The organism is Streptomyces sp. NBC_00691, from assembly GCF_036226665.1.
Classification (GTDB): Bacteria; Actinomycetota; Actinomycetes; order Streptomycetales; family Streptomycetaceae; genus Streptomyces.
In genome coordinates this window covers 5,316,966-5,341,824 of the sequence record NZ_CP109007.1, presented here as the reverse complement: position 1 = coordinate 5,341,824, position 24,859 = coordinate 5,316,966, and the positions used below count along the sequence as shown (strand labels likewise).

22 protein-coding genes and 2 tRNA genes are annotated in these 24,859 nt (G+C 72.1%); 10 read left to right on the top strand and 14 right to left on the bottom strand.

The features are described 5' to 3' along the window. Positions 1 to 129: 129 nt before the first annotated feature. On the top strand, positions 130 to 2,514 hold the full coding sequence (locus OG392_RS24345; protein ID WP_329282843.1) for a ribonucleoside-diphosphate reductase subunit alpha: 2,385 nt from the start codon (positions 130 to 132) through the stop codon (positions 2,512 to 2,514). Further along, on the top strand, positions 2,514 to 3,530 hold the full coding sequence (locus OG392_RS24340; RefSeq protein ID WP_329282841.1) for a ribonucleotide-diphosphate reductase subunit beta: 1,017 nt from the start codon (positions 2,514 to 2,516) through the stop codon (positions 3,528 to 3,530). Before OG392_RS24345 ends, OG392_RS24340 begins: the two co-directional genes overlap by 1 nt. Positions 3,531 to 3,599: 69 nt before the next feature. Here the strand turns inward: OG392_RS24340 and def are convergent, their stop codons facing one another. The 8 genes from def to OG392_RS24300 all read right to left on the bottom strand — a co-directional run bounded on the left by def (position 3,600) and on the right by OG392_RS24300 (position 11,010). Continuing rightward, positions 3,600 to 4,232, bottom strand: coding sequence for a peptide deformylase (gene def / locus OG392_RS24335; RefSeq protein ID WP_329282839.1), 633 nt, complete (start codon positions 4,230 to 4,232; stop codon positions 3,600 to 3,602). An 81-nt stretch (positions 4,233 to 4,313) separates the two neighbouring features. Beyond that, positions 4,314 to 5,294, bottom strand: coding sequence for a tetratricopeptide repeat protein (locus tag OG392_RS24330; RefSeq protein WP_055600922.1), 981 nt, complete (start codon positions 5,292 to 5,294; stop codon positions 4,314 to 4,316). Positions 5,295 to 5,373: 79 nt separating this feature from the next. After that, positions 5,374 to 6,633, bottom strand: coding sequence for an HD-GYP domain-containing protein (locus tag OG392_RS24325; protein ID WP_329282837.1), 1,260 nt, complete (start codon positions 6,631 to 6,633; stop codon positions 5,374 to 5,376). After that, a complete protein-coding gene (locus OG392_RS24320) occupies positions 6,630 to 8,144 on the bottom strand; it encodes an HD-GYP domain-containing protein (RefSeq protein ID WP_329287426.1) in 1,515 nt (504 codons plus the stop codon). The genes OG392_RS24325 and OG392_RS24320 overlap by 4 nt, the downstream gene beginning before the upstream one ends. Before the next feature lie 149 nt (positions 8,145 to 8,293). Beyond that, positions 8,294 to 8,611 (bottom strand): mycothiol system anti-sigma-R factor, encoded by a 318-nt coding sequence (gene rsrA, locus OG392_RS24315; protein WP_030320825.1) that lies wholly within the window; start codon positions 8,609 to 8,611, stop codon positions 8,294 to 8,296. After that, complete coding sequence (locus tag OG392_RS24310) at positions 8,608 to 9,264, bottom strand: sigma-70 family RNA polymerase sigma factor (RefSeq protein WP_030207302.1); 657 nt, start codon at positions 9,262 to 9,264, stop codon at positions 8,608 to 8,610. Before OG392_RS24310 ends, rsrA begins: the two co-directional genes overlap by 4 nt. Before the next feature lie 242 nt (positions 9,265 to 9,506). After that, positions 9,507 to 10,148 carry an alpha/beta hydrolase family protein gene (locus tag OG392_RS24305; protein ID WP_443055093.1) on the bottom strand — a complete coding sequence of 214 codons (642 nt, stop codon included), beginning with the start codon at positions 10,146 to 10,148 and terminating at the stop codon, positions 9,507 to 9,509. A 46-nt stretch (positions 10,149 to 10,194) separates the two neighbouring features. Then, a complete protein-coding gene (locus tag OG392_RS24300; RefSeq protein WP_329282832.1) occupies positions 10,195 to 11,010 on the bottom strand; it encodes an SOS response-associated peptidase in 816 nt (271 codons plus the stop codon). 49 nt (positions 11,011 to 11,059) lie between these two features. Between OG392_RS24300 and OG392_RS24295 the strand changes: the two genes are divergently transcribed. The 4 genes from OG392_RS24295 to OG392_RS24280 all read left to right on the top strand — a co-directional run bounded on the left by OG392_RS24295 (position 11,060) and on the right by OG392_RS24280 (position 14,548). After that, positions 11,060 to 11,749, top strand: a complete 690-nt coding sequence (locus tag OG392_RS24295; RefSeq protein WP_329282831.1) for a M50 family metallopeptidase — start codon at positions 11,060 to 11,062, stop codon at positions 11,747 to 11,749. A gap of 20 nt (positions 11,750 to 11,769) precedes the next feature. Beyond that, the gene (gene aroA, locus OG392_RS24290; RefSeq protein ID WP_329282829.1) at positions 11,770 to 13,101 is read left to right on the top strand and encodes a 3-phosphoshikimate 1-carboxyvinyltransferase; all 1,332 of its coding nucleotides are present in this window, start codon (positions 11,770 to 11,772) and stop codon (positions 13,099 to 13,101) included. A 3-nt stretch (positions 13,102 to 13,104) separates the two neighbouring features. Continuing rightward, on the top strand, positions 13,105 to 14,118 hold the full coding sequence (rsgA, locus tag OG392_RS24285; protein ID WP_329282827.1) for a ribosome small subunit-dependent GTPase A: 1,014 nt from the start codon (positions 13,105 to 13,107) through the stop codon (positions 14,116 to 14,118). 106 nt (positions 14,119 to 14,224) lie between these two features. Further along, positions 14,225 to 14,548, top strand: a complete 324-nt coding sequence (locus OG392_RS24280; protein WP_209496723.1) for a DMT family transporter — start codon at positions 14,225 to 14,227, stop codon at positions 14,546 to 14,548. Here OG392_RS24280 and OG392_RS24275 read toward each other — a convergent pair. Next, the gene (locus OG392_RS24275) at positions 14,440 to 15,093 is read right to left on the bottom strand and encodes a TetR/AcrR family transcriptional regulator (protein ID WP_329282825.1); all 654 of its coding nucleotides are present in this window, start codon (positions 15,091 to 15,093) and stop codon (positions 14,440 to 14,442) included. The two genes, OG392_RS24280 and OG392_RS24275, sit on opposite strands and share 109 nt — an antisense overlap. Positions 15,094 to 15,213: 120 nt before the next feature. On the opposite strand from OG392_RS24275, the gene hisN reads away from it, so the two are divergent. Together hisN and OG392_RS24265 are read left to right on the top strand one after the other, a co-directional pair. After that, positions 15,214 to 16,023 (top strand): histidinol-phosphatase, encoded by an 810-nt coding sequence (gene hisN / locus OG392_RS24270; protein ID WP_030320808.1) that lies wholly within the window; start codon positions 15,214 to 15,216, stop codon positions 16,021 to 16,023. Positions 16,024 to 16,206: 183 nt separating this feature from the next. Then, positions 16,207 to 16,593, top strand: a complete 387-nt coding sequence (locus tag OG392_RS24265; RefSeq protein WP_329282822.1) for a CBS domain-containing protein — start codon at positions 16,207 to 16,209, stop codon at positions 16,591 to 16,593. 63 nt (positions 16,594 to 16,656) lie between these two features. Here OG392_RS24265 and OG392_RS24260 read toward each other — a convergent pair whose 3' ends face one another. Beyond that, on the bottom strand, positions 16,657 to 18,162 hold the full coding sequence (locus OG392_RS24260; RefSeq protein WP_329282819.1) for a catalase: 1,506 nt from the start codon (positions 18,160 to 18,162) through the stop codon (positions 16,657 to 16,659). A gap of 73 nt (positions 18,163 to 18,235) precedes the next feature. Here OG392_RS24260 and OG392_RS24255 point away from each other — a divergent pair, with 73 nt between their 5' ends. Then, positions 18,236 to 18,655 (top strand): Fur family transcriptional regulator, encoded by a 420-nt coding sequence (locus OG392_RS24255; protein WP_329282816.1) that lies wholly within the window; start codon positions 18,236 to 18,238, stop codon positions 18,653 to 18,655. A 104-nt stretch (positions 18,656 to 18,759) separates the two neighbouring features. Here OG392_RS24255 and OG392_RS24250 read toward each other — a convergent pair. The 4 genes from OG392_RS24250 to OG392_RS24235 form a co-directional block, all read right to left on the bottom strand. After that, a tRNA-Met gene (locus OG392_RS24250) sits at positions 18,760 to 18,833 on the bottom strand. Between the two features lie 72 nt (positions 18,834 to 18,905). Continuing rightward, positions 18,906 to 20,891 carry a tetratricopeptide repeat protein gene (locus OG392_RS24245; protein ID WP_329282813.1) on the bottom strand — a complete coding sequence of 662 codons (1,986 nt, stop codon included), beginning with the start codon at positions 20,889 to 20,891 and terminating at the stop codon, positions 18,906 to 18,908. A 204-nt stretch (positions 20,892 to 21,095) separates the two neighbouring features. After that, a tRNA-Met gene (locus tag OG392_RS24240) sits at positions 21,096 to 21,169 on the bottom strand. A 45-nt stretch (positions 21,170 to 21,214) separates the two neighbouring features. Further along, positions 21,215 to 24,115, bottom strand: coding sequence for a UPF0182 family membrane protein (locus OG392_RS24235; protein WP_329287424.1), 2,901 nt, complete (start codon positions 24,113 to 24,115; stop codon positions 21,215 to 21,217). A gap of 135 nt (positions 24,116 to 24,250) precedes the next feature. Here OG392_RS24235 and OG392_RS24230 point away from each other — a divergent pair, with 135 nt between their 5' ends. Further along, positions 24,251 to 24,802 carry a PPA1309 family protein gene (locus OG392_RS24230; RefSeq protein WP_329282812.1) on the top strand — a complete coding sequence of 184 codons (552 nt, stop codon included), beginning with the start codon at positions 24,251 to 24,253 and terminating at the stop codon, positions 24,800 to 24,802. Positions 24,803 to 24,859: the final 57 nt, after the last annotated feature.

Genomic DNA, 24,859 nt, shown 5'->3' with positions numbered 1-24,859 from the left:
GTTCCGGGTGCCAACGACGTCCGGGCCTCGCGGAGTGGGCCGGTGGAAGCGTCGCGTCCGGCGTTACGGATGCCCGCATGCCCGCCTTCCCCCGCCGCGGCCCCGAGCCGAGCGAGGGAGAGCCCCCACGTGACCATCGCGCCCGCCGATCCGGCTTCCGCCGAGGCTTCCGCGGTCGAGAGCGACGGCCCCGGGACCGTGCTGCTGCGGACCCTGACCGACCTCACCGCCGATCTCGCCGACACCGACCCCGGCAAGGTGGCCGCCGCCGCGCTCCGCGGCCGCAGCGCCGTGGCGGACGAGGCGGAACTGCGCGAGCTGGCCACGGAGGCGGCCGCCGGTCTGATCGCCGAGGACCCGGCGTACTCCCGGCTCGCCGCCCGGCTCCTGACGATCACCATCGCCGACGAGGCCGCGAGCCAGGGCTCGTACCGCTTCTCGGCCTCCGTCGCCGTCGGTCACCGCGAGGGTCTGATCGCCGACCGCACCGCCGCGTTCGTGGCGCTGCACGCCGAGCGGCTCGACGCGACGATCGACGCGGCCGCCGACGACCGCTTCGGCTACTTCGGCCTGCGCACCCTCTACTCGCGCTACCTGCTGCGCCACCCGATCACCCGCAAGGTGATCGAGACCCCGCAGCACTTCATGCTCCGCGTGGCCTGCGGCCTCGCCGAGGACGACAGCGTCCGCGCGCTCGACGAAGTCACCGCCCTCTACCGCCTGATGAGCCGGCTCGACTACCTGCCGTCCTCCCCCACGCTCTTCAACTCCGGCACCCGCCACCCGCAGATGTCCTCCTGCTACCTCCTGGACTCCCCGCAGGACGAGCTGGACTCCATCTACGACCGCTACCACCAGGTGGCGCGCCTCTCGAAGCACGCGGGCGGCATCGGCCTCTCCTACTCCCGCATCCGCGCCCGCGGTTCGCTGATCCGCGGCACCAACGGGCACTCCAACGGCATCGTGCCGTTCCTCAAGACCCTCGACGCCTCCGTCGCCGCCGTCAACCAGGGCGGCCGCCGCAAGGGCGCCGCCGCCGTCTACCTGGAGACCTGGCACGCGGACATCGAGGAGTTCCTGGAGCTCCGCGACAACACGGGCGAGGACCAGCGCCGTACGCACAACCTGAACCTGGCGCACTGGATCCCGGACGAGTTCATGCGCCGCGTCAACGCCGACGCCGACTGGTCGCTGTTCTCCCCGGCGGACGTGCCCGAGCTGGTCGACCTGTACGGCGAGGAGTTCGACGCCGCCTACCACAAGGCCGAGGCCGCGGGCCTGGCCCGCAAGACGATGCCGGCCCGCGACCTGTACGGCCGGATGATGCGGACCCTGGCCCAGACCGGCAACGGCTGGATGACCTTCAAGGACGCCTCGAACCGGACGGCCAACCAGACCGCCGAGCCCGGCACGGTCGTCCACTCCTCGAACCTGTGCACCGAGATCATCGAGGTCACGAACGACGGCGAGACGGCCGTCTGCAACCTCGGCTCGGTCAACCTGGGTTCGTTCGTCGTCGGTGACGACATCGACTGGGAGCGGCTGGACTCGACCGTCCGCACGGCCGTCACCTTCCTCGACCGGGTCGTCGACATCAACTTCTACCCGACCGAGCAGGCCGGGCGTTCCAACGCCCGCTGGCGGCCGGTCGGCCTGGGCGCGATGGGCCTCCAGGACGTCTTCTTCCAGCTGAAGCTGCCGTTCGACTCCGCCGAGGCGCGCGCGCTGTCGACGAGGATCTCCGAGCGGATCATGCTGGCCGCGTACGAGGCCTCCGCCGACCTCGCCGAGCGCAACGGTCCGGTCCCCGCCTGGGAGCAGACCCGCACGGCCCGTGGTGTCCTGCACCCGGACCACTACAGCGCCACCGTGGAGCTCAACTGGCCGGAGCGCTGGGCCGCGCTGCGCGAGCGGATCGCCGCCGTCGGCATGCGCAACAGCCTCCTCCTCGCCATCGCGCCGACGGCGACCATCGCCTCGATCGCGGGCGTCTACGAGTGCATCGAGCCGCAGGTCTCCAACCTCTTCAAGCGCGAGACGCTCTCCGGCGAGTTCCTCCAGGTCAACTCGTACCTGGTCGACGAGTTGAAGAAGCTCGGCGTGTGGGACGCGCAGACCCGTGAGGCGCTGCGCGAGTCCAACGGCTCGGTGGCCGGCTTCACCTGGGTCCCGGCCGAGGTGCGCGAGCTGTACCGCACGGCGTGGGAGATCCCGCAGCGCGGTCTGATCGACATGGCCGCCGCCCGGACCCCGTTCCTGGACCAGTCGCAGTCGCTGAACCTGTTCCTGGAGACGCCGACGATCGGCAAGCTGTCGTCGATGTACGCGTACGCCTGGAAGCAGGGCCTCAAGACGACGTACTACCTGCGCTCCCGTCCGGCGACCCGGATCGCCCGCGCCGCCCAGGCCGCGGCGCCCACCGCCGCCACCATCCCCGTCCAGCAGGCGACCCCCGACGCGGACGCCCTCGCCTGCTCCCTGGAAAACCCCGAGTCCTGCGAGGCCTGCCAGTAATGAGCACCAACGAGAAGAAGAACCTCCTCGACCCGGGCTTCGAGCTGACCCTCCGTCCGATGCGCTACCCGGACTTCTACGAGCGCTACCGGGACGCGATCAAGAACACCTGGACCGTGGAGGAGGTCGACCTCCACTCGGACGTCGCCGACCTCGCCAAGCTGACCCCCGCCGAGCAGCACATGATCGGCCGTCTGGTCGCGTTCTTCGCGACGGGCGACTCGATCGTCTCGAACAACCTGGTCCTGACCCTCTACAAGCACATCAACTCCCCGGAGGCGCGCCTGTACCTGTCGCGCCAGCTCTTCGAGGAGGCCGTGCACGTCCAGTTCTATCTGACGCTGCTCGACACCTACCTGCCCGACCCGGACGACCGCTCCGCCGCGTTCGACGCGGTCGAGGAGATCCCCTCCATCCGCGAGAAGGCGCAGTTCTGCTTCAAGTGGATGGACTCGGTCGAGAAGATCGACCGCCTGGAGACGGCCGCCGACCGCCGCCGCTTCCTGCTGAACCTGATCTGCTTCGCCGCGTGCATCGAGGGCCTGTTCTTCTACGGCGCCTTCGCGTACGTGTACTGGTTCCGGTCCCGCGGCCTGCTGCACGGCCTCGCGACCGGCACCAACTGGGTCTTCCGCGACGAGACGATGCACATGAACTTCGCCTTCGAGGTCGTGGACACCGTCCGCAAGGAGGAGCCGGAGCTCTTCGACGACGCGCTCCAGCAGCAGGTCACCGACATGCTCAGGGAGGCCGTCGAGGCGGAGCTGCAGTTCGGCCGCGACCTGTGCGGCGACGGCCTGCCGGGCATGAACACCGAGTCAATGCGCGAGTACCTCCAGTGCGTCGCCGACCAGCGGCTCCAGCGCCTCGGCTTCGCCCCGGTGTACGGCTCCGAGAACCCCTTCTCCTTCATGGAGCTCCAGGGCGTCCAGGAACTCACCAACTTCTTCGAGCGCCGCCCGTCCGCCTACCAGGTGGCGGTCGAGGGCTCGGTGGACCTGGACGAGGACTTCTAGGACTCCGCCGTACGAGAGGGGCCCCGCACTCGGTCGAGTGCGGGGCCCCTCTCGTACGCGTACCGGCGATCAGGCGTTGGGCACCGTCTCGTAGCGCGGGGTGCCCTCCTCCATCTGGCGGAGGGCATCCTTGCGGTCCCGCTTGGAGAGGCGGTCGATGTACAGGTAGCCGTACAGGTGGTCCGTCTCGTGCTGGAGGCAGCGGGCGAAGTAGCCGGTGCCGCGCACCTTGATCGGGTTGCCCTGGGCGTCCTGGCCGTGGACCTCCGCGTAGTCGGGGCGGGCCAGCTCGGCGTAGGCGGTCGGCACGGAGAGGCAGCCCTCGTTGGACTCGTCGAGGACACGCAGCTCGGCCGGGAGCTCCTGGAGGACCGGGTTGATCACGACACCGGTGTGCCGGGCGCCCTCGTCGTCGGGGCAGTCGTAGACGAAGACCTTGAGGTCCACACCGATCTGGTTCGCGGCGAGGCCCACACCCTCGGCGGCCTTCTGGCTGGCGAACATGTCGTCGATGAGCGCCGCGAGCGAGTCGTCGAACTCGGTGACGTCCTTGCACTCCTTGTGGAGCACCGGGTTGCCGACCACGGTGATCGGGCGGGCCGTGCCGCGCTCACGGTGGGCGAGCTCGCGCGCCTCGCAGTCCTCCGTGTCCACGACGAACCCGTCGTTGATCGTCTGCTCGTCCGTCTCCTGCTGCGCCATGTCCGGCCGCGCCTTCCTGAAAACCCGATTCCGTCGAGAGACAGCCTACGGGCCCGGCCGGATCCCGGAGTCGCCCCCGGCTCAGCAGACCTCTTCGAGATCGCGCCACTCACGGCTGTCGGGGCTGTCCGCCACCCAGCCGTCGAGGAGCCCGCGCACCAGCCCCGCCGGGGCCGCGATGCCGCACTCCCGCTCCGGGACCCACAGCTCGCCCGGCGAACGGTGCCCGAGCGGGCCGGGGTGCCCCGGCTCGCTGTGGTCGTGGGGGTCGGAGTGCTCGCCCTCGCCCTCGGCGCTCGGCATGGTCGACTCGGAGCAGGCACGGCAGAGCAGCCGCACGGAGGACGACCAGTCCTCGGCGGCGAATCCCGCCTCCGCGGCCAGCTGCTCCAGGGCGTCCCGGTCGGCCTCGGTCGCCGCCTCCAGAAGCACCACCCAGGTGGGGACGGGTGAGGGGGCCCACAGCTCGATCTCGTCGAAGACCGGGTAGGAGGGTCCGGCGGTGGTGGTGCGCTCGCCGTTCGGTACGCCGTCGTGGAGGACGACCTCGCCCCAGCGGCGCCCGGAGGACGGCAGCGGGATGGAGAGGACCTCGATCCGGGCCGGGTCGAGCCGGCGGCCCCACACGACCTCGGCCTCGCCCTCGGGCGACAGCCGGACGGCGGCGCTGCCCAGCTCCATGCCGGCGGGCTCACCGGTGCCCGCGGCGGCGCCGGGGACCTTGAGTCCGTAGGCCTGCCAGGCGCGGCGGGCCAGGGGCCAGTCCTGGAGCGCGGTCGCGGCGATGCCGACGTTCCACCAGTCGGGGGCGCCGCTCTCCTTGTCGAGCAGCGCGACGGCGCGGAGCCCGGCGGCGCGCGCCTGCTCCCAGTCGTGCCGGAACTTGTGCAGCAGCGCCAGGTTGAACCAGGACTCCGAGAGCCAGGGCTCAAGATCCGCCGCGCGCGTCAGGAGCGCGCCCGCGTCCTCGTACCGGCCGTCGCCGATCAGCGTGAACGCGCGGTCGGTGGCCTGCCGCCATGAGGCGGAGGGCCGATGCCGTACCTTCCCGAAGATCTTCACGATTCCCGCCTGCCGGTCGCTTCACCCTCTTGTTCGCATCCAACCATGCCCGGTCGGACGCGCGCTCATTACCCATGGGTTACCCAGCCGCGACGGAGGTCACCCCAGCCGCTCCGCCCCGTGCCAGGACCCTGGCCAGGCATTCGACGACATCCGGGTGATGATCGCGGGCGGTGCCGAGCCTGAGCCGCTCCAGGGCGTCGAGGGCCGCGCCCGCGCCCTCGCCGCCCGCGAGGTCGTCGTAGGCGTTCACGGTCCGGACGATCCGGGCGGGCAGCGGCTGCTCGCGGTACGGGTCGGCCTGGCGTTCCACGACGACGGCGACGGCCTCGGGGACGCCGGTCCTGCGGACGACCTCGCCGCCGAGGAGGGCGATCCGGCGCTGCTCCTCGGCGGGCAGCAGCGCGGTGGCACCGCCGGCGACGGGGTCGACGAGGGAGAGCTGGCCGATGTCGTGCATGAGCGCCGCGTGCTCCAGGACGGCCAGTTCGGCCCCGGAGAGGCCGAGCTCCCGTCCGACGGCGGCGCTGAGGGCGGCGACCCGGCGGGCGTGCCCGGGCGGGGTGCAGCCGGCGATCTCGGTGGCCCGGGCGAGGGAGGCGATGGTCTGCCGGTTGACCGTGCGCACGGCGGAGTACCGGCGGAAGGAGACCTGGGTGAGCAGCAGCGGCACGGCGAGCACGGGCAGCGCCCAGAGCCCGGCGGCGGCCACGCCGAGCGCCATGACGATGCCGGTGGCGCCGACGGCGGAGCCGATGCCGAGGAGGGCGCGGAGTTCGTCGCGGAGGAGGGGGCCGTACGGGAATGCCGTGCGGGCGCGGAGCAGGAGGGCGGCGAGGACGGCGTCGCACAGGGCGGTCAGGACGAGCAGCAGGACGAGGAAGAGGGCGTACGCCGGGCCCTGGCCGAGGTGCTCGACGACGGCCCCTGAGTTGTAGAGGGGCTGGAAGCAGAGGGCGGCGAAGCCGACGGTGAGGACGCGGCGGGCGAGGTGGTCGAGGCCGGGCCCCCGGCCCCGGGCGATGTGGGGGACGATCCCGGCGAGGCCGGCGGCGACGACGACGGCGACGGTCTGGAGGACGCCGTGGGTGGTGGCGGTGCCGGCGCTCGCCCCGAGCAGGGCGTAGGCGAGGGCCCCTGCGGCGGCGAGCGGCGCGGGCTCCCGTTCCTCGGGGGCGGCGCCCCAGCGGGCCAGCTCGCCGAGGACGACGAGGGTGCCGAAGGCGAGGGCGTTGCCGGGTTCGTCGACTCCGTACCAGAGGGTGGAGGCGAATCCGGTGAGGCTCAGCAGGAGCGCGGCCCCGTGGACGGTGCCGACGGTGACGGCGCCGGGCCTCATGCGCGCCCCCTGGACCTGGTCACGGGCGCTTCCTTCCGGCGCCCGGCCTCGGGGTCATCGGACTCCTCGGGTCGGCGTCCGGCCTCGGACTCCTCGGGTCGGCGTCCGGCCTCCGGCTGCGTCTCCTGTTGTCGTGCGGCTTCCTGTCCGCGTGCGGCTTCGGCCGCGCGCGGCGGCGGCACGTTCCCGCCCGGCGGGCCCGTCGGCGCCGACTCGTCGGCGGTGACGGCGGGCTGCCAGCCGTGCCGGTCGAGGGCGGCGACGAGGGCGGCGACCATCCGGGCGTCGAACTGGCTGCCGGCGCACCGCTTCAGTTCGGCGACGGCGGTCGGGACCGGGCGGGCCCGGCTGTAGGAGCGGGTGGAGGTCATGGCGTCGAAGGCGTCGGCGACCGCCACCACCCGGGCGAACTCGGGGATCTCGTCACCGTGCAGCCCGTACGGGTAGCCGCTGCCGTCCATGCGTTCGTGGTGGTGGAGGATCGCGGCCCGCGCCTCGCCGAGGAAGCCGATGCCGCGGACCATCTCGTGCCCGTACTCCGGGTGCAGTTCGATGACCCGGCGCTCCTCGGGGGTGAGGGGGCCGTCCTTGCGGAGGACCCGGGTGGGCACGCCCAGTTTGCCGACGTCGTGGAGGATGCCGGCGAACCGCACGACGTCGAGCCGCTCCTCCGCCATGCCGAGCTCGCGGGCGATCAGGACGGAGGCGTGGCCGACGCGTTCGCTGTGGCCCCGGGTGTAGCGGTCCTTGATGTCGACGGCCTGGACGAGGGCGCGGATGGTGGCCTGGTGGGCGGCGCGCTCGCGGTGGTACTGGGCGAAGACCCAGCAGGAGATGTACATGGGGAGGAGCACGAAGAGCGCCGACACGGGCCCGTACGTGCTGCGCCAGAGGACGGCCATCATCAGCCCGGCGAGTCCGTGCACGGCGTGCGGGGCGAGGGCCCGGCCGAGGCCGCGCCAGGCGGCCCGCGGGGGCAGTCCGTCGGCCGTCGCCCGGATGCCGCCGTCGAGGGCGGTCAGGACGAGGCAGAAGGTGAGCGCGGCGGCGCCCGCGGGCAGCAGCGCGTACGGGAAGTCGGGGGCGTCGTGCTCGTGTCCGAGGGCGCGGGCGCAGCTGAGGGCCTCGGCGGCGCGGGCGGCGGCCCCGACGGCGAGGGCGGTGGAGGCGGCCCGCCAGGCGCGGCGCAGGCCGGCCGGGGGTTCGTCCACGCGGGCGAGGAGGCTGCCGGGGAGGGCGGTGAGCGCGGCGGCGGCCGGCGGCAGGAGGAGGGCGGCGGCGAGGAGGACGGGGAAGAAGGAGCCGGTGCCCATGGGCACGGAGCCACCGGTCGCGCGGCCCAGGAGGCGGCAGCGGGCGGGGAGTTCGCAGAGCGCGTACAGGGCGGCGAGGAGCGCGACGGTGACCCAGGGGGTGGCCGCGTCGGGGCGCAGGGCGGGCAGGACGGAGGCCGCGGCGCCCAGCAGGGCGCAGCCGACGTACACGCGGGCCGCCCGCGGAATGACCTTCACGCCCATCATCCCCGTCACGGTAGCGAGTGGGACGGCCCGTGACGGCGGGGTGGAGCGGATTCGCACCATCGGGTGATACAAGCTGATATACGAAGGAGGCCGCCGCGATCGCGTCGCGACGGCCTCCTCGTCCCTCCACGGAGGGGGAGTTACTCCTGGGGCGCCGGCGTCGTCGGCACGATCGGCGCGATCTCCTGCTCGGGGACGAGGTGCCCGGAGCGGATCAGGTCGATCCGGCCCATGACCTTGGACCGCAGGTCGGTGGGGACGTCGTCACTGCCGCAGCAGCGCTTGACGAGCTTCTTCACCGCCTGCTCCAGGCCGTACTTCTCCAGGCACGGCGAGCACTCCTCGAAGTGCACCTCGAACTTGGTGCAGTCACTGTCGGGCATCTCGTTGTCGAGGAACTCGTACAGATGATCCAGGACTTCCGAGCAATCCGTCTCGTGCGGCTCTCCGCAGCTCATGAGCCCGAGCCTTTCAGATCGTTCGACGACTCTCCGGCGCCCGCGGGTACCAGCCCGCGGTCGCGAGCGTAGTCCTCGAGCATGCCGCGCAGCTGGCGGCGACCCCGGTGCAGCCGGGACATCACCGTACCGATGGGTGTCCCCATGATGTCCGCGATCTCCTTGTACGCAAAGCCCTCGACATCCGCGAGATAGACGGCGATGCGGAACTCCTCGGGAATCGCCTGGAGCGCTTCCTTCACGTCGGAGTCCGGGAGGTGGTCGAGCGCCTGCGACTCGGCCGAACGCAGACCGGTCGACATGTGCGACTCGGCGCGCGCGAGCTGCCAGTCCTCGATCTCCTCGGCGGCGCTGCGCTGGGGCTCGCGCTGCTTCTTGCGGTACGAGTTGATGAAGGTGTTCGTGAGGATGCGGTACAGCCAGGCCTTGAGGTTCGTACCCTCGCGGAACTGGTGGAAGGATCCGTACGCCTTGGCGTAGGTCTCCTGCACCAGGTCCTCCGCGTCCGCGGGGTTGCGCGTCATGCGCAGCGCGGCCGAGTACATCTGGTCGAGGTAGCCGAGGGCGTCCCGCTCGAAGCGCGCGTTGCGCTCCTCGGTCGTCTCCTCGGGGCCGTCGTCGGTCCCTGTGTCGGTCCCAGTGACCGGACCCACCTCCTCCAGCGCGGCGGCGAGCCCGAGGGCGGACCCGCTCGTTTCGGAGGATAGACGAGGAACCACTCCGACCGCCGCCCGAATCTGGGCTCCCTTGGGAGCGGGCAGCACTGTCCAGTCGAGGTCAGCGGCCTGCGCGCGCTCCGGGCAGATGGTCGAACCCATGCGACGGACTCCCTCTTCCTTGCTCTCACACCGACGCACGGAACAACAGTGGTTCCCGGCGCGACATTCCCGGTCCGTCAGCGGAGGGAGGTGATCCATTCGGCGACTCCGGCCACCAGGAGTTCCCTCGCCTCCTCCGGCCCGAGCGGCGCCCGTCCGGGCAGGGCGAAACCGTGGTCCCCGTCGGGGATCTCGACGAGGCGGTACGGGCCGTCCGGGAACTCCGCGGGCCGTCCAAAGGGGTCGTTGCCGCCTTGGACGACGAGCGTCGGCAGGCCGGTGCCGAGGAGTTCCTCGGCGCGGGACTTCTCCGGCCGGCCCGGCGGGTGCAGGGGGAAGCTCAGCGCGAGGACGGCGAGCGCGCCGAGCTCCCGCCCGGTGCGGCAGGCGACCCGGGCGCCGGCGCTGCGGCCGCCCGCGATCACCGGGAGGCCGGGGCGGGCGAGGGCCGGCCAGAGGCCGCGCCAGCCGGTGTCCAGGGTCTTGGGGGCGGGCGCGACCTTCTTGCCCGCGACCCGCCAGGGCTGCTCGACGAGGGCGACGGTCACGCCCCGGGCGGGCAGCGCGGCGGCCAGGGCCTGGAGGTCGCGGGCCTCGATGCCGCCGCCGGCGCCGTGGCCGAGGGCGAGGACGGCCCACGGCCGCGTCCCCCCGGACCCCTCGTGCCAGGCGACGCGGGCGTCGCCTGCGTCGGTGGAAACGGTCTCGTACTGTGTCACGTCGGTCACGCTCCCATCCTGCCGTCCGGCGGGGCGCGGGACGGTCTCAGAAGAGCGTGCCGACCTCCGGGCCCTCCAGCTCGGTCAGGAGCTCGGGCCCGTTGTTGCGGACGTTGCTGACGGCGGTCGCCACCGGGTAGGCCCGCATCAGGCCCCCGGGCGGCGGGGCGAGCAGCCCGCGGAGTTCCTCCGGCCGCGTGGTCGCCGGGTCGAGCCAGGCGTCCCAGCGGTCCTCGGTGAGCATCAGCGGCATACGGGGGTGGATGTCGGCGAGCGCGTGCGGGCCCTCGGCCGGGGCCACGCCCAGCGGCCCGGTCTCCGCCTCGGTGGTGATCACCGAGCAGGTCACCCACCATGCCAGGGGGTCGCCGTCGGGCAGGGTCCGGTCGCGCCAGAACTCGTAGAGGCCGGCCATCGCGAAGACCGAGCCGTCCGCCGGGGTCACGAAGTACGGCTGCTTCCGGGGCCGCTTCCGCTTCCCCTCGACCTCCAGGTCCCGCTCGCCCGCGCCGGTCACCCACTCGTAGTAGCCGTCGGCGGGCAGGAGGCAGCGGCGGGCCGAGAAGGCCCGCTTGAAGGAGGGCTTCTCGTCCAGGGTCTCCGCGCGCGCGTTGATCATCCGGGCGGCGCCCTCCGGCGACTTCGACCAGGACGGCACCAGGCCCCATCTCAGCGCGCGCAGCTGGCGAACCGGACGCCGGGATTCTGCGTCTTTCAGAGGGCGTTCCAGAACGGCCCAGACCTCCTTGGTGGGGGCCACGTTCCAGTCCGGGGCCAGAGTCTCCTCCGGCTCCCACTTCTCCACCCCGAAGAGGCCGACGAGGTCCTCGGGCCGCCGGCTCGCCGCATACCTTCCGCACATACGTGCCACACTGCCACGATCCCCGACCACCCGAGGAGCGGCCCGAAAGATGGACCTCGACCTCTTCACCGCCCAGGCGGCTCCGGCCGAGTGGCTGGTGATCGCCACCGGCGTCGCCGCCCTCGCCGTCACCGCACCCCGCCGCATATGGCTGCTCGCCCGCAACGCGATCACCATCGCCCACGAGGGCGGCCACGGACTCGTCGCCCTCACCACCGGGCGGCGCCTCGAAGCGATCCGGCTGCACTCGGACACCAGCGGACTGACCGTGAGCCGCGGCCGGCCGACCGGCCTCGGCGTGGTGCTCACCCTGGCAGCGGGCTATCCCGCCGCCCCGCTGCTCGGCCTCGGCGGCGCCGCCCTGCTCGGCACCGGCCACGTCACCCTGCTGCTGTGGATCGCCACCGGGCTGCTGCTCGCGATGCTCGTGATGGTCCGCAACGCGTACGGCGTCCTCACCGTCGTCCTGACGGGCGCCGCCTTCCTCCTCGTCTCCTGGCTGACCGGTCCCGAGGTCCAGTCGGTCTTCGCGTACGCCGTGGTCTGGTTCCTGCTGCTCGGCGGGATCCGCCCGGCCTTCGAGCTGCAGCTGAAGCGACGCCACGGCGGCGCCCCCGACTCGGACGCGGACCAGCTCTCGCGGCTCACCCATGTGCCCGCCGGAGTGTGGCTGTTCTTCTTCCACGCCGTCTCGATCTCGGCCCTGATCGGCGGCGGGCGCTGGCTCCTGGGCATCTGACTCCCCCGTACAGTGAGTCCATGACCGCAGCCACCTCCGCGCACATCGACCCGCCCACCGACCTCTGGCCCGCCCCGTATGCCCGCGGCGCCGTCGACGCGACCGTCACCGTGCCCGGATCCAAGTCGGTCACCAACCGTGCCCTGGTCCTCGCCGCGCTGGCGTCCGAGCCCGGCTGGCTGCGCCGCCCGCTGCGCTCCCGCGACACCCTCCTGATGGCCGAGGCGCTTCGTACCCTCGGCGTGCGGATCGAGGAGGGCGTGGGCCCCGACGGCTCCGGCGAGGCCTGGCGGATCATCCCCTCCCCGCTGCGCGGCCCCGCGACCGTCGACGTCGGCAACGCCGGCACGGTCATGCGCTTCCTGCCGCCGGTCGCGGCGCTCGCCGACGGCCCGGTGCGCTTCGACGGCGACCCCCGCTCCCACGAACGCCCGCTGCACGGCGTGATCGACGCGCTGCGCGCGCTCGGCTCCCGCGTCGACGACGAGGGCCGCGGCGCCCTCCCCCTGACGGTGCACGGCGCCGGTGGTCTGGACGGCGGCACCGTCGAGATCGACGCCTCGTCGTCCTCCCAGTTCGTGAGCGCCCTGCTGCTGTCCGCGCCCCGCTTCAACCAGGGCGTCGAGGTACGGCACGTGGGCTCGCGGCTGCCCTCGCTGCCGCACATCCGGATGACCGTCGACATGCTGCGCGCGGTCGGCGCCCGGGTCGACGAGCCGGAGCACGGTGGCGCCCCGAACGTGTGGCGGGTGGCCCCCTCCGCGCTGCGCGGCCGGGACCTGGTCGTCGAGCCCGATCTGTCGAACGCCCAGCCCTTCCTGGCCGCGGCCCTGATCACCGGCGGCCGGGTGACGGTCCCGGACTGGCCCGCGCGAACCACCCAGCCCGGTGACGCGCTGCGGGAGATCTTCACCGAGATGGGTGGATCCTGCGAGCTGACCGAGGCGGGTCTGACCTTCACCGGCACGGGCCGGATCCACGGCATCGACGTGGACCTCGGCGAGGTCGGCGAGCTGACGCCCGGCATCGCGGCGGTCGCGGCCCTCGCGGACTCCCCGTCGACCCTGCGCGGGGTCGCCCACCTCCGGCTGCACGAGACGGACCGGCTGGCGGCGCTCACCAAGGAGATCAACGAGCTGGGCGGCGACGTGACCGAGACCGAGGACGGTCTCCACATCCGCCCGCGCCCCCTGCACGGCGGCGTCTTCCACACGTACCACGACCACCGCATGGCGACGGCGGGCGCGATCATCGGGCTCGCGGTCGAGGGCGTGGAGATCGAGGACGTGGCCACGACGGCGAAGACCTTGCCGGACTTCCCCCGGATGTGGACCGAAATGCTCGGGGCCTGAACCATGCGGCGTTACGGCAAGCACACCGACGAGGACGACATCCGCCAGCGGCCCAACCGCAAGGGCACCCGTCCCCGCACCACGATCCGCCCGAAGCACGAGGACGCCGTCGAGGGCATGGTCCTCACCGTCGACCGCGGCCGGCTGACCGTCCTGGTCGACGACCGGCCGGTGACCGCGATGAAGGCGCGCGAGCTGGGCCGCAAGGCCGCCGTGGTCGGCGACCGCGTCTCGCTCGTCGGCGACCTGTCCGGCGAGAAGGACACCCTCGCCCGGATCGTGCGGATCGGTGAGCGCAGCTCGGTGCTGCGCCGCACGGCCGACGACGACGACCCGTACGAGCGGGTGGTCGTCGCCAACGCCGACCAGCTGGCGATCGTCACCGCTCTCGCCGACCCCGAGCCGCGCCCGCGGCTGATCGACCGCTGTCTGGTCGCCGCGTACGACGGCGGCCTCACCCCGCTGCTCGTCCTCACCAAGTCGGACCTGGCGCCGCCGGACGACCTGCTCGGCATGTACGGGGCGCTCGGTGTGCCGTACGTGGTGACCACCCGCGACGAGTTCGTGGACGGGGTCGCCGCCGAGCGGGTCCACGAGCACCTCAAGGGCCGGACCACCGCCTTCGTCGGGCACTCCGGCGTCGGCAAGACGACCCTGGTCAACGCCCTGGTCCCGCCGGAGCGGCGACGGACCACCGGTCTCGTCAACGCGGTCACGGGCCGCGGCCGGCACACCACCACCTCCGCGCTCGCCCTGCCGCTCAACGACAAGGAGGGCGGCTGGGTCATCGACACCCCCGGCGTCCGCTCCTTCGGCCTGCACCACGTCGACCCGTCCCGGGTCATCCTCGCCTTCCCCGACCTCGTCCCGGGCACGGAGAACTGCCCGCGCGCGTGCAGTCACGACGAGCAGGACTGCGCGCTCGACGCGTGGGTGGCGGAGGGGCACGCCGATCCCGCGCGACTGGTCTCGCTGCGCCGGCTGCTCGCCACCAGGGAGCGGCGCGAGGGCGACTGAGCCCCTGATCCCCTCCGGGCCACGTTTACCGATGACCACGGACGGTAAGTGCATAATCGCACCAAGTGCGACGAAGCAGTCACCGACGGCGTGGGAGGCACTGACGATGGCGTGGCTGCTGGTGGTGGTGGCGGGCTTTCTGGAGACGGGGTTCGCGGTCTGCCTGAAGCTCTCGCACGGGTTCACCCGGCTGTGGCCGACCGTCGCGTTCGCGGCCTTCGCCCTGGGCAGCTTCGGTCTCCTCACGCTCGCGCTGCGGAAGCTCGACGTGGGTCCCGCGTACGCGGTGTGGACCGGGATCGGGGCGGCCGGTACCGCGATCTACGGAATGATCTTCCTCGGTGACGTGGTCTCCACACTCAAGCTCATCTCGATCAGCCTGGTCATCGTCGGTGTGATCGGGCTCCAGCTGTCCGGCTCGGCGCACTGATCCTCCGCCCGCCACCCCGCCACGGAGGGAACCGTGGGCGCCACGACATGGCTCAGGGCCAGCCGGACCGCGAGTTCGCAGCCCGCCGCCCACTCCTCTCCCGCGCAGGCCGCGGTCGCCGCCACCAGCTCGCCGGGCGCGGGCGGTCCCTCGTCGGCGCGGCGCTGGTCGGGGACGGCCGCGGGGCGCGCACCGGGCCTGGCGGGCCGGGGCGCGGGCAGCCGCTCGTCCCAGGCGCCGGTGAGCAGGGCCCGCAGCACGGGTCGGGACGCGGCCCGGGTGACGATCCACTCGGCGACGACGACCAGGTTCCGCTCGGGCGGGGCCGGGGCGGCGAGCAGCCGCCGGACGCCCTGGAGGTAGGTGTCGGCCTCCCGGCACACGAGGGCGCGGGCGAGCCCCTCCTTGCTGCCGAACTCGTTGTAGAGGGTCTGCCGGGAGACCCGGGCGGCCACGGCGAGGTCGGCCATGCGGACGGCTGACCAGGAGCGGTGCGCGAGCGCGGCGAGCGCGGCGTCGAGCAGGGCCTCGCGGGCTGTCGGCATCGGCGCCTCCCGGACCGGGGAATCGTTTCCGTGCTCAGGTTCGACAGGCGTCCCCGCAGTGTCAAGGGCGCCGGTGGACGGTTCTCCGCGCGGGGATCACACGGAGATAGAGTGCCGACCATGGCCGATTACCACGATGATCTGCGTCTCGCCCATGTCCTCGCGGATGCCGCCGACGCGGCCACCATGGACCGCTTCCAGGCGCTCGACCTCAAGGTCGAGACGAAGCCGGACATGACTCCGGTGAGCGAGGCCGACAAGGCCGCCGAGGAACTGATCCGGGGGCAGCTCCAGCGCGCGAGGCCGCGTGACGCGATCCTGGGCGAGGAGTACGGCGTGGAGGGCTCGGGTCCGCGCCGCTGGGTGATCGACCCGATCGACGGTACGAAGAACTATGTGCGCGGGGTACCCGTCTGGGCGACCCTGATCGCGCTGATGGAGGCCGGGGACACCGGCTTCCAGCCGGTGGTGGGCGTGGTGTCGGCCCCGGCGCTCGGCCGGCGCTGGTGGGCGGCGAAGGGCCTCGGCGCCTACACCGGGCGCAGTCTCGCCTCGGCGAGTCGGATCGGGGTCTCGAAGGTCGCCTCCCTGGAGGACGCCTCCTTCGCGTACTCCTCGCTGAGCGGCTGGGAGGAGCAGGGCCGCCTCGACGGTTTCCTGGACCTCACGCGCGCGTGCTGGCGGACCCGGGCGTACGGCGACTTCTGGCCGTACATGATGGTCGCCGAGGGCTCGGTGGACATCTGCGCGGAGCCGGAGCTTTCGCTGTGGGACATGGCCGCCGTGGCGGTCGTGGTGCAGGAGGCGGGCGGTACGTACACGGGGCTGGACGGGCGGCACGGTCCGCACAGCGGAAACGCGGCGGCGTCGAACGGTCTGCTCCACGGCGAGCTGCTGAGCTACCTCAACCAGGAGAACGCGGAGGGCTGATCGCCCCGCCGCCCCAGGTCGAACGCCTCCGTTCGAGCGCCCTCGGCACTCCCCGGGGGCGCCTCGCGCGCCCCCTTGTCGGACCCCTCCCGCGGTGCCACTCTGAGAGTCCCCCCACTTGTGAACTTGTGAATCGGTTCTCGTTGAACGCGGGAACGTTTCACCAAGGAGGTGGCTCCGCCCATGCTCGTCCGTGACGCCATGAGCTCTGTGGTCCTCACCATCGGTCCCGCACACACCCTCCGACAGGCCGCCCGGCTGATGGCGGCGCGCCGTGTCGGCGCGGCCGTCGTCCTCGACGGGGACGCCGGGCTCGGCATCCTCACCGAGCGGGACATCCTCAAGTCGCTGGCCCGCGACCAGGATCCCGACACCGAGACCGCCGACTCCCACACCACTCGCGACGTCGTCTTCGCCGCCCCCACCTGGACCCTGGACGAGGCGGCCGGGGCCATGACGCACGGCGGGTTCCGCCATCTCGTGGTCCTCGACGACCACGGTCCCGTCGGCATCGTCTCGGTGCGGGACATCATCCGCTGCTGGGTCCCGCTGCACAGCGTCGCGGGATGAGACGCGGGAGCGGGCCGGAATCCGTACGGAAATCCGGCCCGCTCCCTCTTTCGGCAGGCGCCCTCAGCCGCGCAGGGCCTGGATCGCGGCCTCCAGCCGCTTGCCGAAGTCCTCGTCCGCCCGGCGGAAGTTGCCGATCGCCCGCTCGGCGATGTCCTCGCGCGAGACCTTGGCGATGAAGCCGGCCAGGTTGCCGATCAGGCGGCCCCGCTCGCCCTCCGACATCAGCCGGTAGAGGTCGCCCGCCTGGCGGAAGTCGTCGTCCTCGGCGTGGACCGCGGCGGCGTGGTCGCCGGTGACGCCGGTGACCGGGGCGGACCCCCACAGCGGACGGTCCGTCTGGGACGGGCCGCCGAAGGAGTTCGGCTCGTAGTTCTTCGCGCCCTTGTGGCGGCCGTCGTAGAGGAAGCCGTCACGGGAGTGGGTGCGCGCCTCGGTGGCGTGCGGGCGGTTCACCGGCAGGTGGTCGGCGTTGATGCCGACGCGGTAGCGGTGGGCGTCGCCGTAGGCGAAGAGGCGGCCCTGGAGCATCTTGTCCGGGGACGGGCCGATGCCGGGCACGAAGTGCGCCGGGGAGAAGATCGACTGCTCGACCTCGGCGAAGATGTTCTCCGGGTTGCGGTTGAGCTCCAGGGTGCCGATCTCGATGGGCGGGTAGTCCTCGTGCGGCCACACCTTGGTGAGGTCGAACGGGTTGAAGCGGTACGCCGCCGCGTCGGCCGCGGGCATGATCTGGACCTGCACGGTCCAGGTCGGGAAGTCGCCGCGCTCGATGGCCTCGCGCAGGTCGCGCTGGTGCGAGTCCGGGTCCTCGCCGGCCAGCCGGTTGGCCTCGTCCTGGGTGAGGTTCTTGATGCCCTGGTCGGTCTTGAAGTGGTACTTGACCCAGAAGACCTCGCCGGCCTCGTTGTTCCACTGGAACGTGTGCGAGCCGTAGCCGTTCATGTGACGGTACGAGGCGGGGATGCCGCGGTCACCGAAGAGCCAGGTGACCTGGTGGGTCGACTCCGGGGAGAGGCCCCAGAAGTCCCAGACGTTGTCTGCCTCCTGCGAGCCCGAGTACGGGTCGCGCTTCTGGGTGTGGATGAAGTCGGGGAACTTGATGGCGTCCTTGATGAAGAACACCGGGGTGTTGTTGCCGACGAGGTCGTAGTTGCCCTCCTCGGTGTAGAACTTCAGCGCCCAGCCGCGCGGGTCGCGCACCGCGTCGGCCGCACCGAGGTTGCCTGCGACGGTGGAGAACCGCAGGAAGGTCTCGGTCTCCTTGCCGACCTCGGAGAGGAACTTCGCGCGGGTCCACTGCGAGACGTCACGGGTGAGCGTGAAGGTGCCGTAGGCGCCGGCACCGCGCGCGTGGACCACGCGCTCCGGGATGCGCTCACGGTTGAAGTGGGCGAGCTTCTCGAGAAGGAGCTGGTCCTGGACGAGAACCGGACCGCCGACACCCGCCGTCTCGCTGTTCTGGTTGTCCGCGACCGGCGCGCCGGCCTCCGTGGTGAGCGGTCCCTGCGTCACGTGCGCCTCCTGCGTCCCGTCCTGCGCTGCCGAACTCGATCCTATAATAGACATTGTCTAAGTCAAGTGAACATCTAAAGTCACACCTGTTCGGGAAGCCGAAGCCGCGACTGTTACCCTGACCCCCATGAGCGACCTGTTGGAACGACTGCGCGGACGCGGCTGGCGGATGACCGCGCAGCGACGCGTCGTGGCCGAGGTCCTCGACGGGGATCACGTGCACCTGACCGCCGACGAGGTCCACGCGCGCGCCGTGGCACGCCTGCCCGAGATCTCGCGCGCGACCGTCTACAACACGCTGGGCGAGATGGTCACCCTCGGCGAGGTGCTCGAGGTCGCCACCGACGGGCGCGCCAAGCGCTACGACCCCAACGCCCACCGGCCTCACCAGCACCTGGTCTGCGGCCGCTGCGGCGCGATCCGCGACGTCCACCCGGGCGGCGACCCGCTGGCGGACCTGCCGGACACCGAGCGCTTCGGCTTCACCATCTCGAACGTCGAGGTCACCTACCGCGGCATCTGCCCGAGCTGCGCGACGACCGCCTGACGGACGAGGCAGGCCCCCGCTCCGGCGGGGGCCTTCTCCGTATGCCGCGGGTACGACGAAGGCCCGGATCCAGTGACTGGATCCGGGCCTTCGTTGCTACTGAGTAGCGGGGACAGGATTTGAACCTGCGACCTCTGGGTTATGAGCCCAGCGAGCTACCGAGCTGCTCCACCCCGCGTCGGTAGACCCGACTCTACGGGACGCCCGACGACCAGCGCAAATCCATTGCCGCGCGGCCGTCACGCGGCCATCAGGCGGTCAGCTCCTGATGCAGCGCCTCGCTCAGCCGCGCCGCCCGCTCCGCGACCTCGGCGGGACCCAGCTCCACCGCGCGGGCGCACCACCGGCGCCCCTCCGTCAGCTCCCCGCGCCGCGCCGCGAGCAGCGCGAGCCGGAGAGCGGCGCGCCCGTGGCCGGCCCGGGCGGCCCGGGTCCACCAGAGCGCGGCCTCGCGCTCGCTGCCCTCGCGGGCGAGCAGCAGCCCGAGGTTGAAGGCACCGTTGCGGCTGCCGGCCTCGGCCGCCTCCCGGTACCAGCGGTCGGCCTCGGCCAGGTCGCCGCGCCCCGCGGCCAGCATGCCGACCCGCACCTGGGCCCGCCGGTGGCCCTGCTGCGCCGCCCGCTCGTACCACTCCTCACACTCGGACTTCTCCTCCCGGGGCGCGCCGAGGACGGCCGGGCCCGGGTCGGGGCGACGCGCGTCGAGCACCGAGGCGAGCCGGAAGGCCGCCTCGGCGCTGCCGCCGCCGGCCGCGCAGCGCAGGTGCCGCTCGGCGGTGCGCTCGTCGCCGTCCCTGAGGGCGGCGATGCCGACCTGGAGGGCGGCCTCGGTGTGCCCGGCGGCCGCGGCCCGCTCGTACCAGACGAGGGCCGTACGGTCGTCGTCGCGGCCCGCGTGGAGGATGCCGAGGTTGAACGCGGCGTCGACGCTGCCGGCCTCGGCCGCCTTGGAGAACCAGGGCTCGGCGCCGTTGGCGTCGCCGGCCTGGAGGAGCAGCACGGCGAGCGCATTGGCGGCCTCGCGGTGGCCCGCGTAGGCGGCCCGGCGGTACCACTGCTCGGCCTGCGGGATGCGGTCCTGGGCGGCGCAGAGCAGCCCGAGGTTGTAGGCGCCGTTCACGTCGCCGGCGTCCATGGCGGCCCGGTACCAGCGCTCGGCGGTCTGCTGCTCGCCCCTGGCCGCGTGCAGCGCTCCGAGGGCGTTGGCGGCGTTGCCGTCGCCGTCCTGGGCGGCGCGCAGCCACCACACGGCGGCGCTCTCCTCGTCGCCCGCGTCGCGGAGCAGGAAACCGAGCGCGCAGGCGGCCTTGGCCTCGCCCTCCTTGGCGGAGCTGAGGTACCAGCGGCCGGCCTCCTTGAGCTCGCCGCGGTGCTCCAGGATCGCGCCGAGGTGGAGCGCGGCGCGCCGGTGGCCGCGCGCGGCGGCCTGACGGAACCACTGCTCGGCCTCGGTGGGCTCGCCGCCGGGCTCGCCGACGGCCCGCCCGGGGGCCGCGCCGGTGCCGGTCGCGGCGGGGGCGGCGGCGGGCGCCCCGGTGGGCACGAGCGCGCCGGTGCCGGGCACCCGGAGCCGGGTGCCGGTGTCGTGGGGACCGCGGGTGGTCTCGGTGGCGCGGCGCTCCAGGGCGAGGGCGAGCCGGTACGCGGCCTCGCGGTGGCCCTGCTCGGCGGCGGCGCGCAGCCAGCGCTCGGCGCCGACGTCGCTGCGGTGCTCCAGGAGGTCGGCGAGGGCGTACGCGCCGAGGGCGTGGCCCTGCTCTGCGGCCTGACGCAGCCAGTACTCGGCGGCCGGCTCGTCGCCGCGCTCGCGGTGGTGACGGCCGAGGGCGTGGGCGGCGGGCGCGGATCCCGCGACGGCGGCGACCCGCCACCAGCCGGCGGCCTCTTCGGCGTAGCCGCGCTGGTGCAGCAGGACTCCGAGGTTGTTCGCGGCGGCCCGGTCGCCCTCGGCGGTGGCGCCCCGCAGATAGGGCTCGGCGCCGTCGAGGTCGCCGCGGCGCAGCAGCAGCGCGCCGAGCGCGCTCATCGAGGCGAGGTCGCCGCGCTCGGCGGCACGCCGGTGGCGGGCCTCGGTCTCGGTCTCGTTCTCGGTGTCGGCATCGGTCTCGGCGGTGGTGTCGACGGCCGCATCGACGGCCCCTACTGCCTCGATGATCTCGTCTGCGGCGTTCCTGGCATGCCGCTGCACAAACCGCCCTGTCTCCAACAGAGTTGCCCTGTCCCCCATAAATACCATCGTCGCACCACCCGCAACCCGAGCACACCTGGTATACCGCAGCCAGTGAGGTCACTCAGCGTTTTGTCGACATGCCCACAGAGAGACAAGTCAAACACGACTCACGCCAACTCGCCCCTTCCCTACCGCTCTTCGGGCCCCCCATGCACGCCGACACACGACGAGGGCCCGGATCCTTATGGATCCGGGCCCTCGTCCTCTGAGTAGCGGGGACAGGATTTGAACCTGCGACCTCTGGGTTATGAGCCCAGCGAGCTACCGAGCTGCTCCACCCCGCGTCGGTAAACCAACCGTACCACGGTCGCGGGGTGGAAAACCTCAGGTCAGCCGCTTGATCCCGTCGTCTTGAGCTTCGCCCCGGCCTCCGCGGCGCGCTGGAGCGCCGTCTGGAGGTCTTCCTGGGCCTTGCCGTACGCCGTCCAGTCGCCCTTCGCCAGGGCCGCCTCGCCCGCGTCGTACGCCTTCTGGGCGTCCGCGATCGCCTGCTTGAGCGCGGCGTCGTTGGACGCCGGCGGCGGGTTGGTGGTGCCCGGCGGGGTCGTCGGAGTGGTGGGCGGCGTGGTGGGCGCCTCGACCCCGAAGACCGCGTTGAGCGCCTTGGTGAGGTTGTCCTCGAACACCGTGGTGTCCTTGGTCGTGTCACCCTCCGGCTGGTCCGCGTCCACGTACGACACCGCGACCTTCTTCAGGAGCGGGTAGAGCGCGTTGCGTCCCTGGGCGTACACCGGTTCCACGTACAGGAATCCGCCGTCGAGCGGGACGGTCAGCAGGTTGCCGTACTGGATGTCGGAGTCGGCGCCCTTCATGTCCCGGACGAAGGTGGCGACGGAGGGCAGACCGTTGAGCTTGCTCTGCACCTGCGCCGGCCCCGGCACGTCCTCGGTGACCCGCAGCAGTCTCAGCCGGCCGTACTCCTTGCTGGCCGCGTCGGCGTCGACCGCCATGAAGCCGCCCAGGTTGGGCCGGCCGTTCGGCGTGAACGTCGTCGTCAGCGAGAAGCGCTGCGCCGTGTCCCCGGGCATCTTCATGCTCAGGTAGTACGGCGGGACCGCGTTGCCGTCCTTGTTGGTCGGGTCGTCCGGCACCTGCCAGGCGTCCGATCCGCTGTAGAACTGCGCGGGGTCGGTGACGTGGTAGCGGGTCAGCAGCTCGCGCTGGACCTTGAACATGTCCTGCGGGTACCGCAGGTGCTGCATCAGGTCGCCGCCGATCTCGGACTTGGCCTTGACCGTGCCCGGGAACGCCTTCATCCAGGTCTTCAGGACCGGGTCCTGGGTGTCCCACTGGTAGAGGGTCACCGTGCCGTCGTACGCGTCGACGGTGGCCTTCACCGAGTTGCGGATGTAGTTGACCTGGTTCTGCTGGGCGACGACCGCGCGCTGCTGGTTGCCGACGGTCAGCGAGTCGGCGGTCGTGTCGCCGAGCGTGGTGCGCGAGGCGTACGGGTAGCCGTTCGTCGTCGTGTAGGCGTCGATGACCCACTGGATCCGGCCGTCGACGACCACCGGGTAGGCGTCGCCGTCGATGGTCAGCCAGGGCGCGACCGCCTCGACGCGCTCCTTGGGCGTGCGGTTGTAGAGGATCCGCGAGCCCTCGCCGATGGCCCCCGAGTAGAGGATCTGCGGCTCGCTGAACGCGACCGCGTAGGCCGCGCGGTTGAACGTGTTGGAGAGGTTGACCCCGCTCTGGCCCTCGTAGCTGGTGGTCTTCTCGCCGTTCTCCTCGTAGTCCAGCTCCTTCTGCGGGCCGCCGACGATCGAGTACTGATCGGTCTTCTCGCCGTAGTAGATCCGCTGCTGGTACGTACCGAGCATGCCCGTGGTCGGCAGTCCGGCCTCGGTGAAGACCGGGGAGCCGTTGGCGTCGGTCTGCGTGCCCGAGGCCATGATCGCGCCGTAGCCGTGGGTGTAGGTGAAGTGGTCGTTGATCCAGTTCCGCTTCGGGATGCCCTTGATGTTGAGCTCACGGAGACCGACGACGGTGTCCTTGCCCGCGTACCGGTCCACGTCCAGGGTGGTCGGGAACTGGTAGTACTTCCGCTTCTGCTCCAGCTGCTGGAACGTCGGCGACACGATGTTCGGGTCGAGGACGCGGTAGCTGGCCGCCGAGTCGGCGTTGCTGCGCAGCTGGTCCTTGGCCTTCACCGTCGACTTGCCCGAGTAGTTCTCGAGCTTCGTCTGGTCGATCGCGTACGCCTTGCGCGTCGCGTCGATGTTCTTCTGGATGTACTCCGCTTCCTTGGCCTGCTCGTTCGGCTGGACCTGGAACTTCTGCACGATGGCCGGGTACAGGCCGCCGATCAGGATCGCGGAGAGCACCATCAGACCGAAGCCGATCACCGGCAGCTGCCAGGTGCGGCGCCAGAGCGTGGCGAAGAACAGCACGGCGCAGATCGCGGCGATGCAGAACAGGATGGTCTTCGCCGGCAGGTAGGCGTTGGCGTCGACGTACCGCAGACCCGTCCAGTTGCCGGTGGCCTTGAAGTCGCTGGACTTCACGGCCAGGCCGTACCGGTCGAGCCAGTACGCCACGGCCTTGAGCGCCACGAAGACACCGAGCAGCACCGAGAGGTGGCCGGTGGCCGCGGCGGTGGCACGCGCGCCCGGGCTGGTGATCCGCAGCCCGCCGTACAGGTAGTGCGTGAGCGCGGCGGCGATCAGCGACAGGACGACGGCGGCGAAGCCGAAGGCGAGCAGGAAGCGGTACCAGGGCAGGTCGAACGCGTAGAACGACACGTCGAGCCCGAACTGCGGGTCCTTCTCGCCGAACTTCACGCCGTTGACCCACATCAGCCAGGTGCGCCACTGGCCCGAGGCGGAGGCGCCGGCGATCAGCGCCACCAGGGCGGTGACCGCGAGCAGCACCCACTTCTTGAAGGGGGCGAGGCCCATCCGGTACCGGTCGAGGCTCTGCTGCTCCAGCGACATCGCGCTGAGCGGCGGCCGCAGCCGGTACGACAGCCAGATGTTCAGGCCGACGGCGAGCCCCATCAGCAGACCGAAGACGGCGAAGAGGCCGATCTTGGTCCACAGCGTGGTCGTGAACACGGACGAGTAATCGACCGAGCGGTACCAGAGCCAGTCCGTCCAGAACCCGGCGAACATCACGAAGGCCATGGCCAGGACGGCCAGCACCCCGAGAGTCATGAGCAGGGTCCGGGCCCGCCGGGACGGCCGGCCGACTCTCATCCTCGGTCCGGACGGGCTACCGCCGCGGTCCGGCATCTGGAAAGCCAACGTGCGCCCCTCGATGTTGATGCGTCTGAAAGCAGGCCCCGCGATCGTAGAGCCCAATGGTGCAACTTACTGAGGCTTTACCTAGTTCCCGTGTTCAGGGGAAGAGGAGGCAGGATATTGGTCATGTCCAACGTTTCCCCCTCCGGCCCGGCAATGGCCGCGAGCCCCCTCACCCGCGCGGTGCTCGAGATCGACGAGTACGCGGCGGGCCTCGGCTGGGACCAGCCGGCCCGTCTGTTCGCCCTGGTCGACACCGCACGGCTGCGCGCCAAGGAACCCGCGCTCGCCTCCCAGCTGGGCCTGGGTGACGATGCCACCGCCTACACCCCGATCGAGCAGGAGAAGCTGCCGCGCGGGAAGCCCCTCGACGAATTCCTCGGCACGATCGCCTGGCCGGCGGGCGTCGCCGGCTGCGCCATGACGGTGGAGCGGCTCATGCTTCCCCCGTCGGCGGAGGCCCAGGTCCCGCAGGGCCTGAACGAGAAGCAGCTCGCCAAGTGGGTGGCCGCCCACCCTGACCGCCAGGAGGTACGGATGACCGTGGCCGTGCTGCGCGGCGGCGCCCGCGAGGCGGCGATCCGGCTCCGCGAGAAGGACACCGCGACCGAGGTCCTGACCGGCCCCGACCTGGTGCCGGGCCTCGCCGAGGCGCTGACGGCGACCTTCGAGAGCTGACCTCCGCCCGACAGCGGAAGGGGCGCCCGGTCGGTGACCGGGCGCCCCTTCGCACGT

Bases quoted from the DNA above. Each gene is read 5' to 3' on its own strand.
- OG392_RS24230 (WP_329282812.1), top strand. From the start codon at position 24,251: ATGTCCAACGTTTCCCCCTCCGGCCCGGCAATGGCCGCGAGCCCCCTC.
- OG392_RS24245 (WP_329282813.1), bottom strand. From the start codon at position 20,891: ATGGTATTTATGGGGGACAGGGCAACTCTGTTGGAGACAGGGCGGTTT.
- rsrA (WP_030320825.1), bottom strand. From the start codon at position 8,611: ATGAGCTGCGGAGAGCCGCACGAGACGGATTGCTCGGAAGTCCTGGAT.
- aroA (WP_329282829.1), top strand. From the start codon at position 11,770: ATGACCGCAGCCACCTCCGCGCACATCGACCCGCCCACCGACCTCTGG.
- OG392_RS24295 (WP_329282831.1), top strand. From the start codon at position 11,060: ATGGACCTCGACCTCTTCACCGCCCAGGCGGCTCCGGCCGAGTGGCTG.
- OG392_RS24260 (WP_329282819.1), bottom strand. From the start codon at position 18,162: ATGTCTATTATAGGATCGAGTTCGGCAGCGCAGGACGGGACGCAGGAG.
- OG392_RS24340 (WP_329282841.1), top strand. From the start codon at position 2,514: ATGAGCACCAACGAGAAGAAGAACCTCCTCGACCCGGGCTTCGAGCTG.
- hisN (WP_030320808.1), top strand. From the start codon at position 15,214: ATGGCCGATTACCACGATGATCTGCGTCTCGCCCATGTCCTCGCGGAT.
- OG392_RS24235 (WP_329287424.1), bottom strand. From the start codon at position 24,115: ATGCCGGACCGCGGCGGTAGCCCGTCCGGACCGAGGATGAGAGTCGGC.
- def (WP_329282839.1), bottom strand. From the start codon at position 4,232: ATGGCGCAGCAGGAGACGGACGAGCAGACGATCAACGACGGGTTCGTC.
- OG392_RS24325 (WP_329282837.1), bottom strand. From the start codon at position 6,633: ATGAGGCCCGGCGCCGTCACCGTCGGCACCGTCCACGGGGCCGCGCTC.
- rsgA (WP_329282827.1), top strand. From the start codon at position 13,105: ATGCGGCGTTACGGCAAGCACACCGACGAGGACGACATCCGCCAGCGG.
- OG392_RS24275 (WP_329282825.1), bottom strand. From the start codon at position 15,093: ATGCCGACAGCCCGCGAGGCCCTGCTCGACGCCGCGCTCGCCGCGCTC.
- OG392_RS24300 (WP_329282832.1), bottom strand. From the start codon at position 11,010: ATGTGCGGAAGGTATGCGGCGAGCCGGCGGCCCGAGGACCTCGTCGGC.
- OG392_RS24255 (WP_329282816.1), top strand. From the start codon at position 18,236: ATGAGCGACCTGTTGGAACGACTGCGCGGACGCGGCTGGCGGATGACC.
- OG392_RS24280 (WP_209496723.1), top strand. From the start codon at position 14,225: ATGGCGTGGCTGCTGGTGGTGGTGGCGGGCTTTCTGGAGACGGGGTTC.
- OG392_RS24265 (WP_329282822.1), top strand. From the start codon at position 16,207: ATGCTCGTCCGTGACGCCATGAGCTCTGTGGTCCTCACCATCGGTCCC.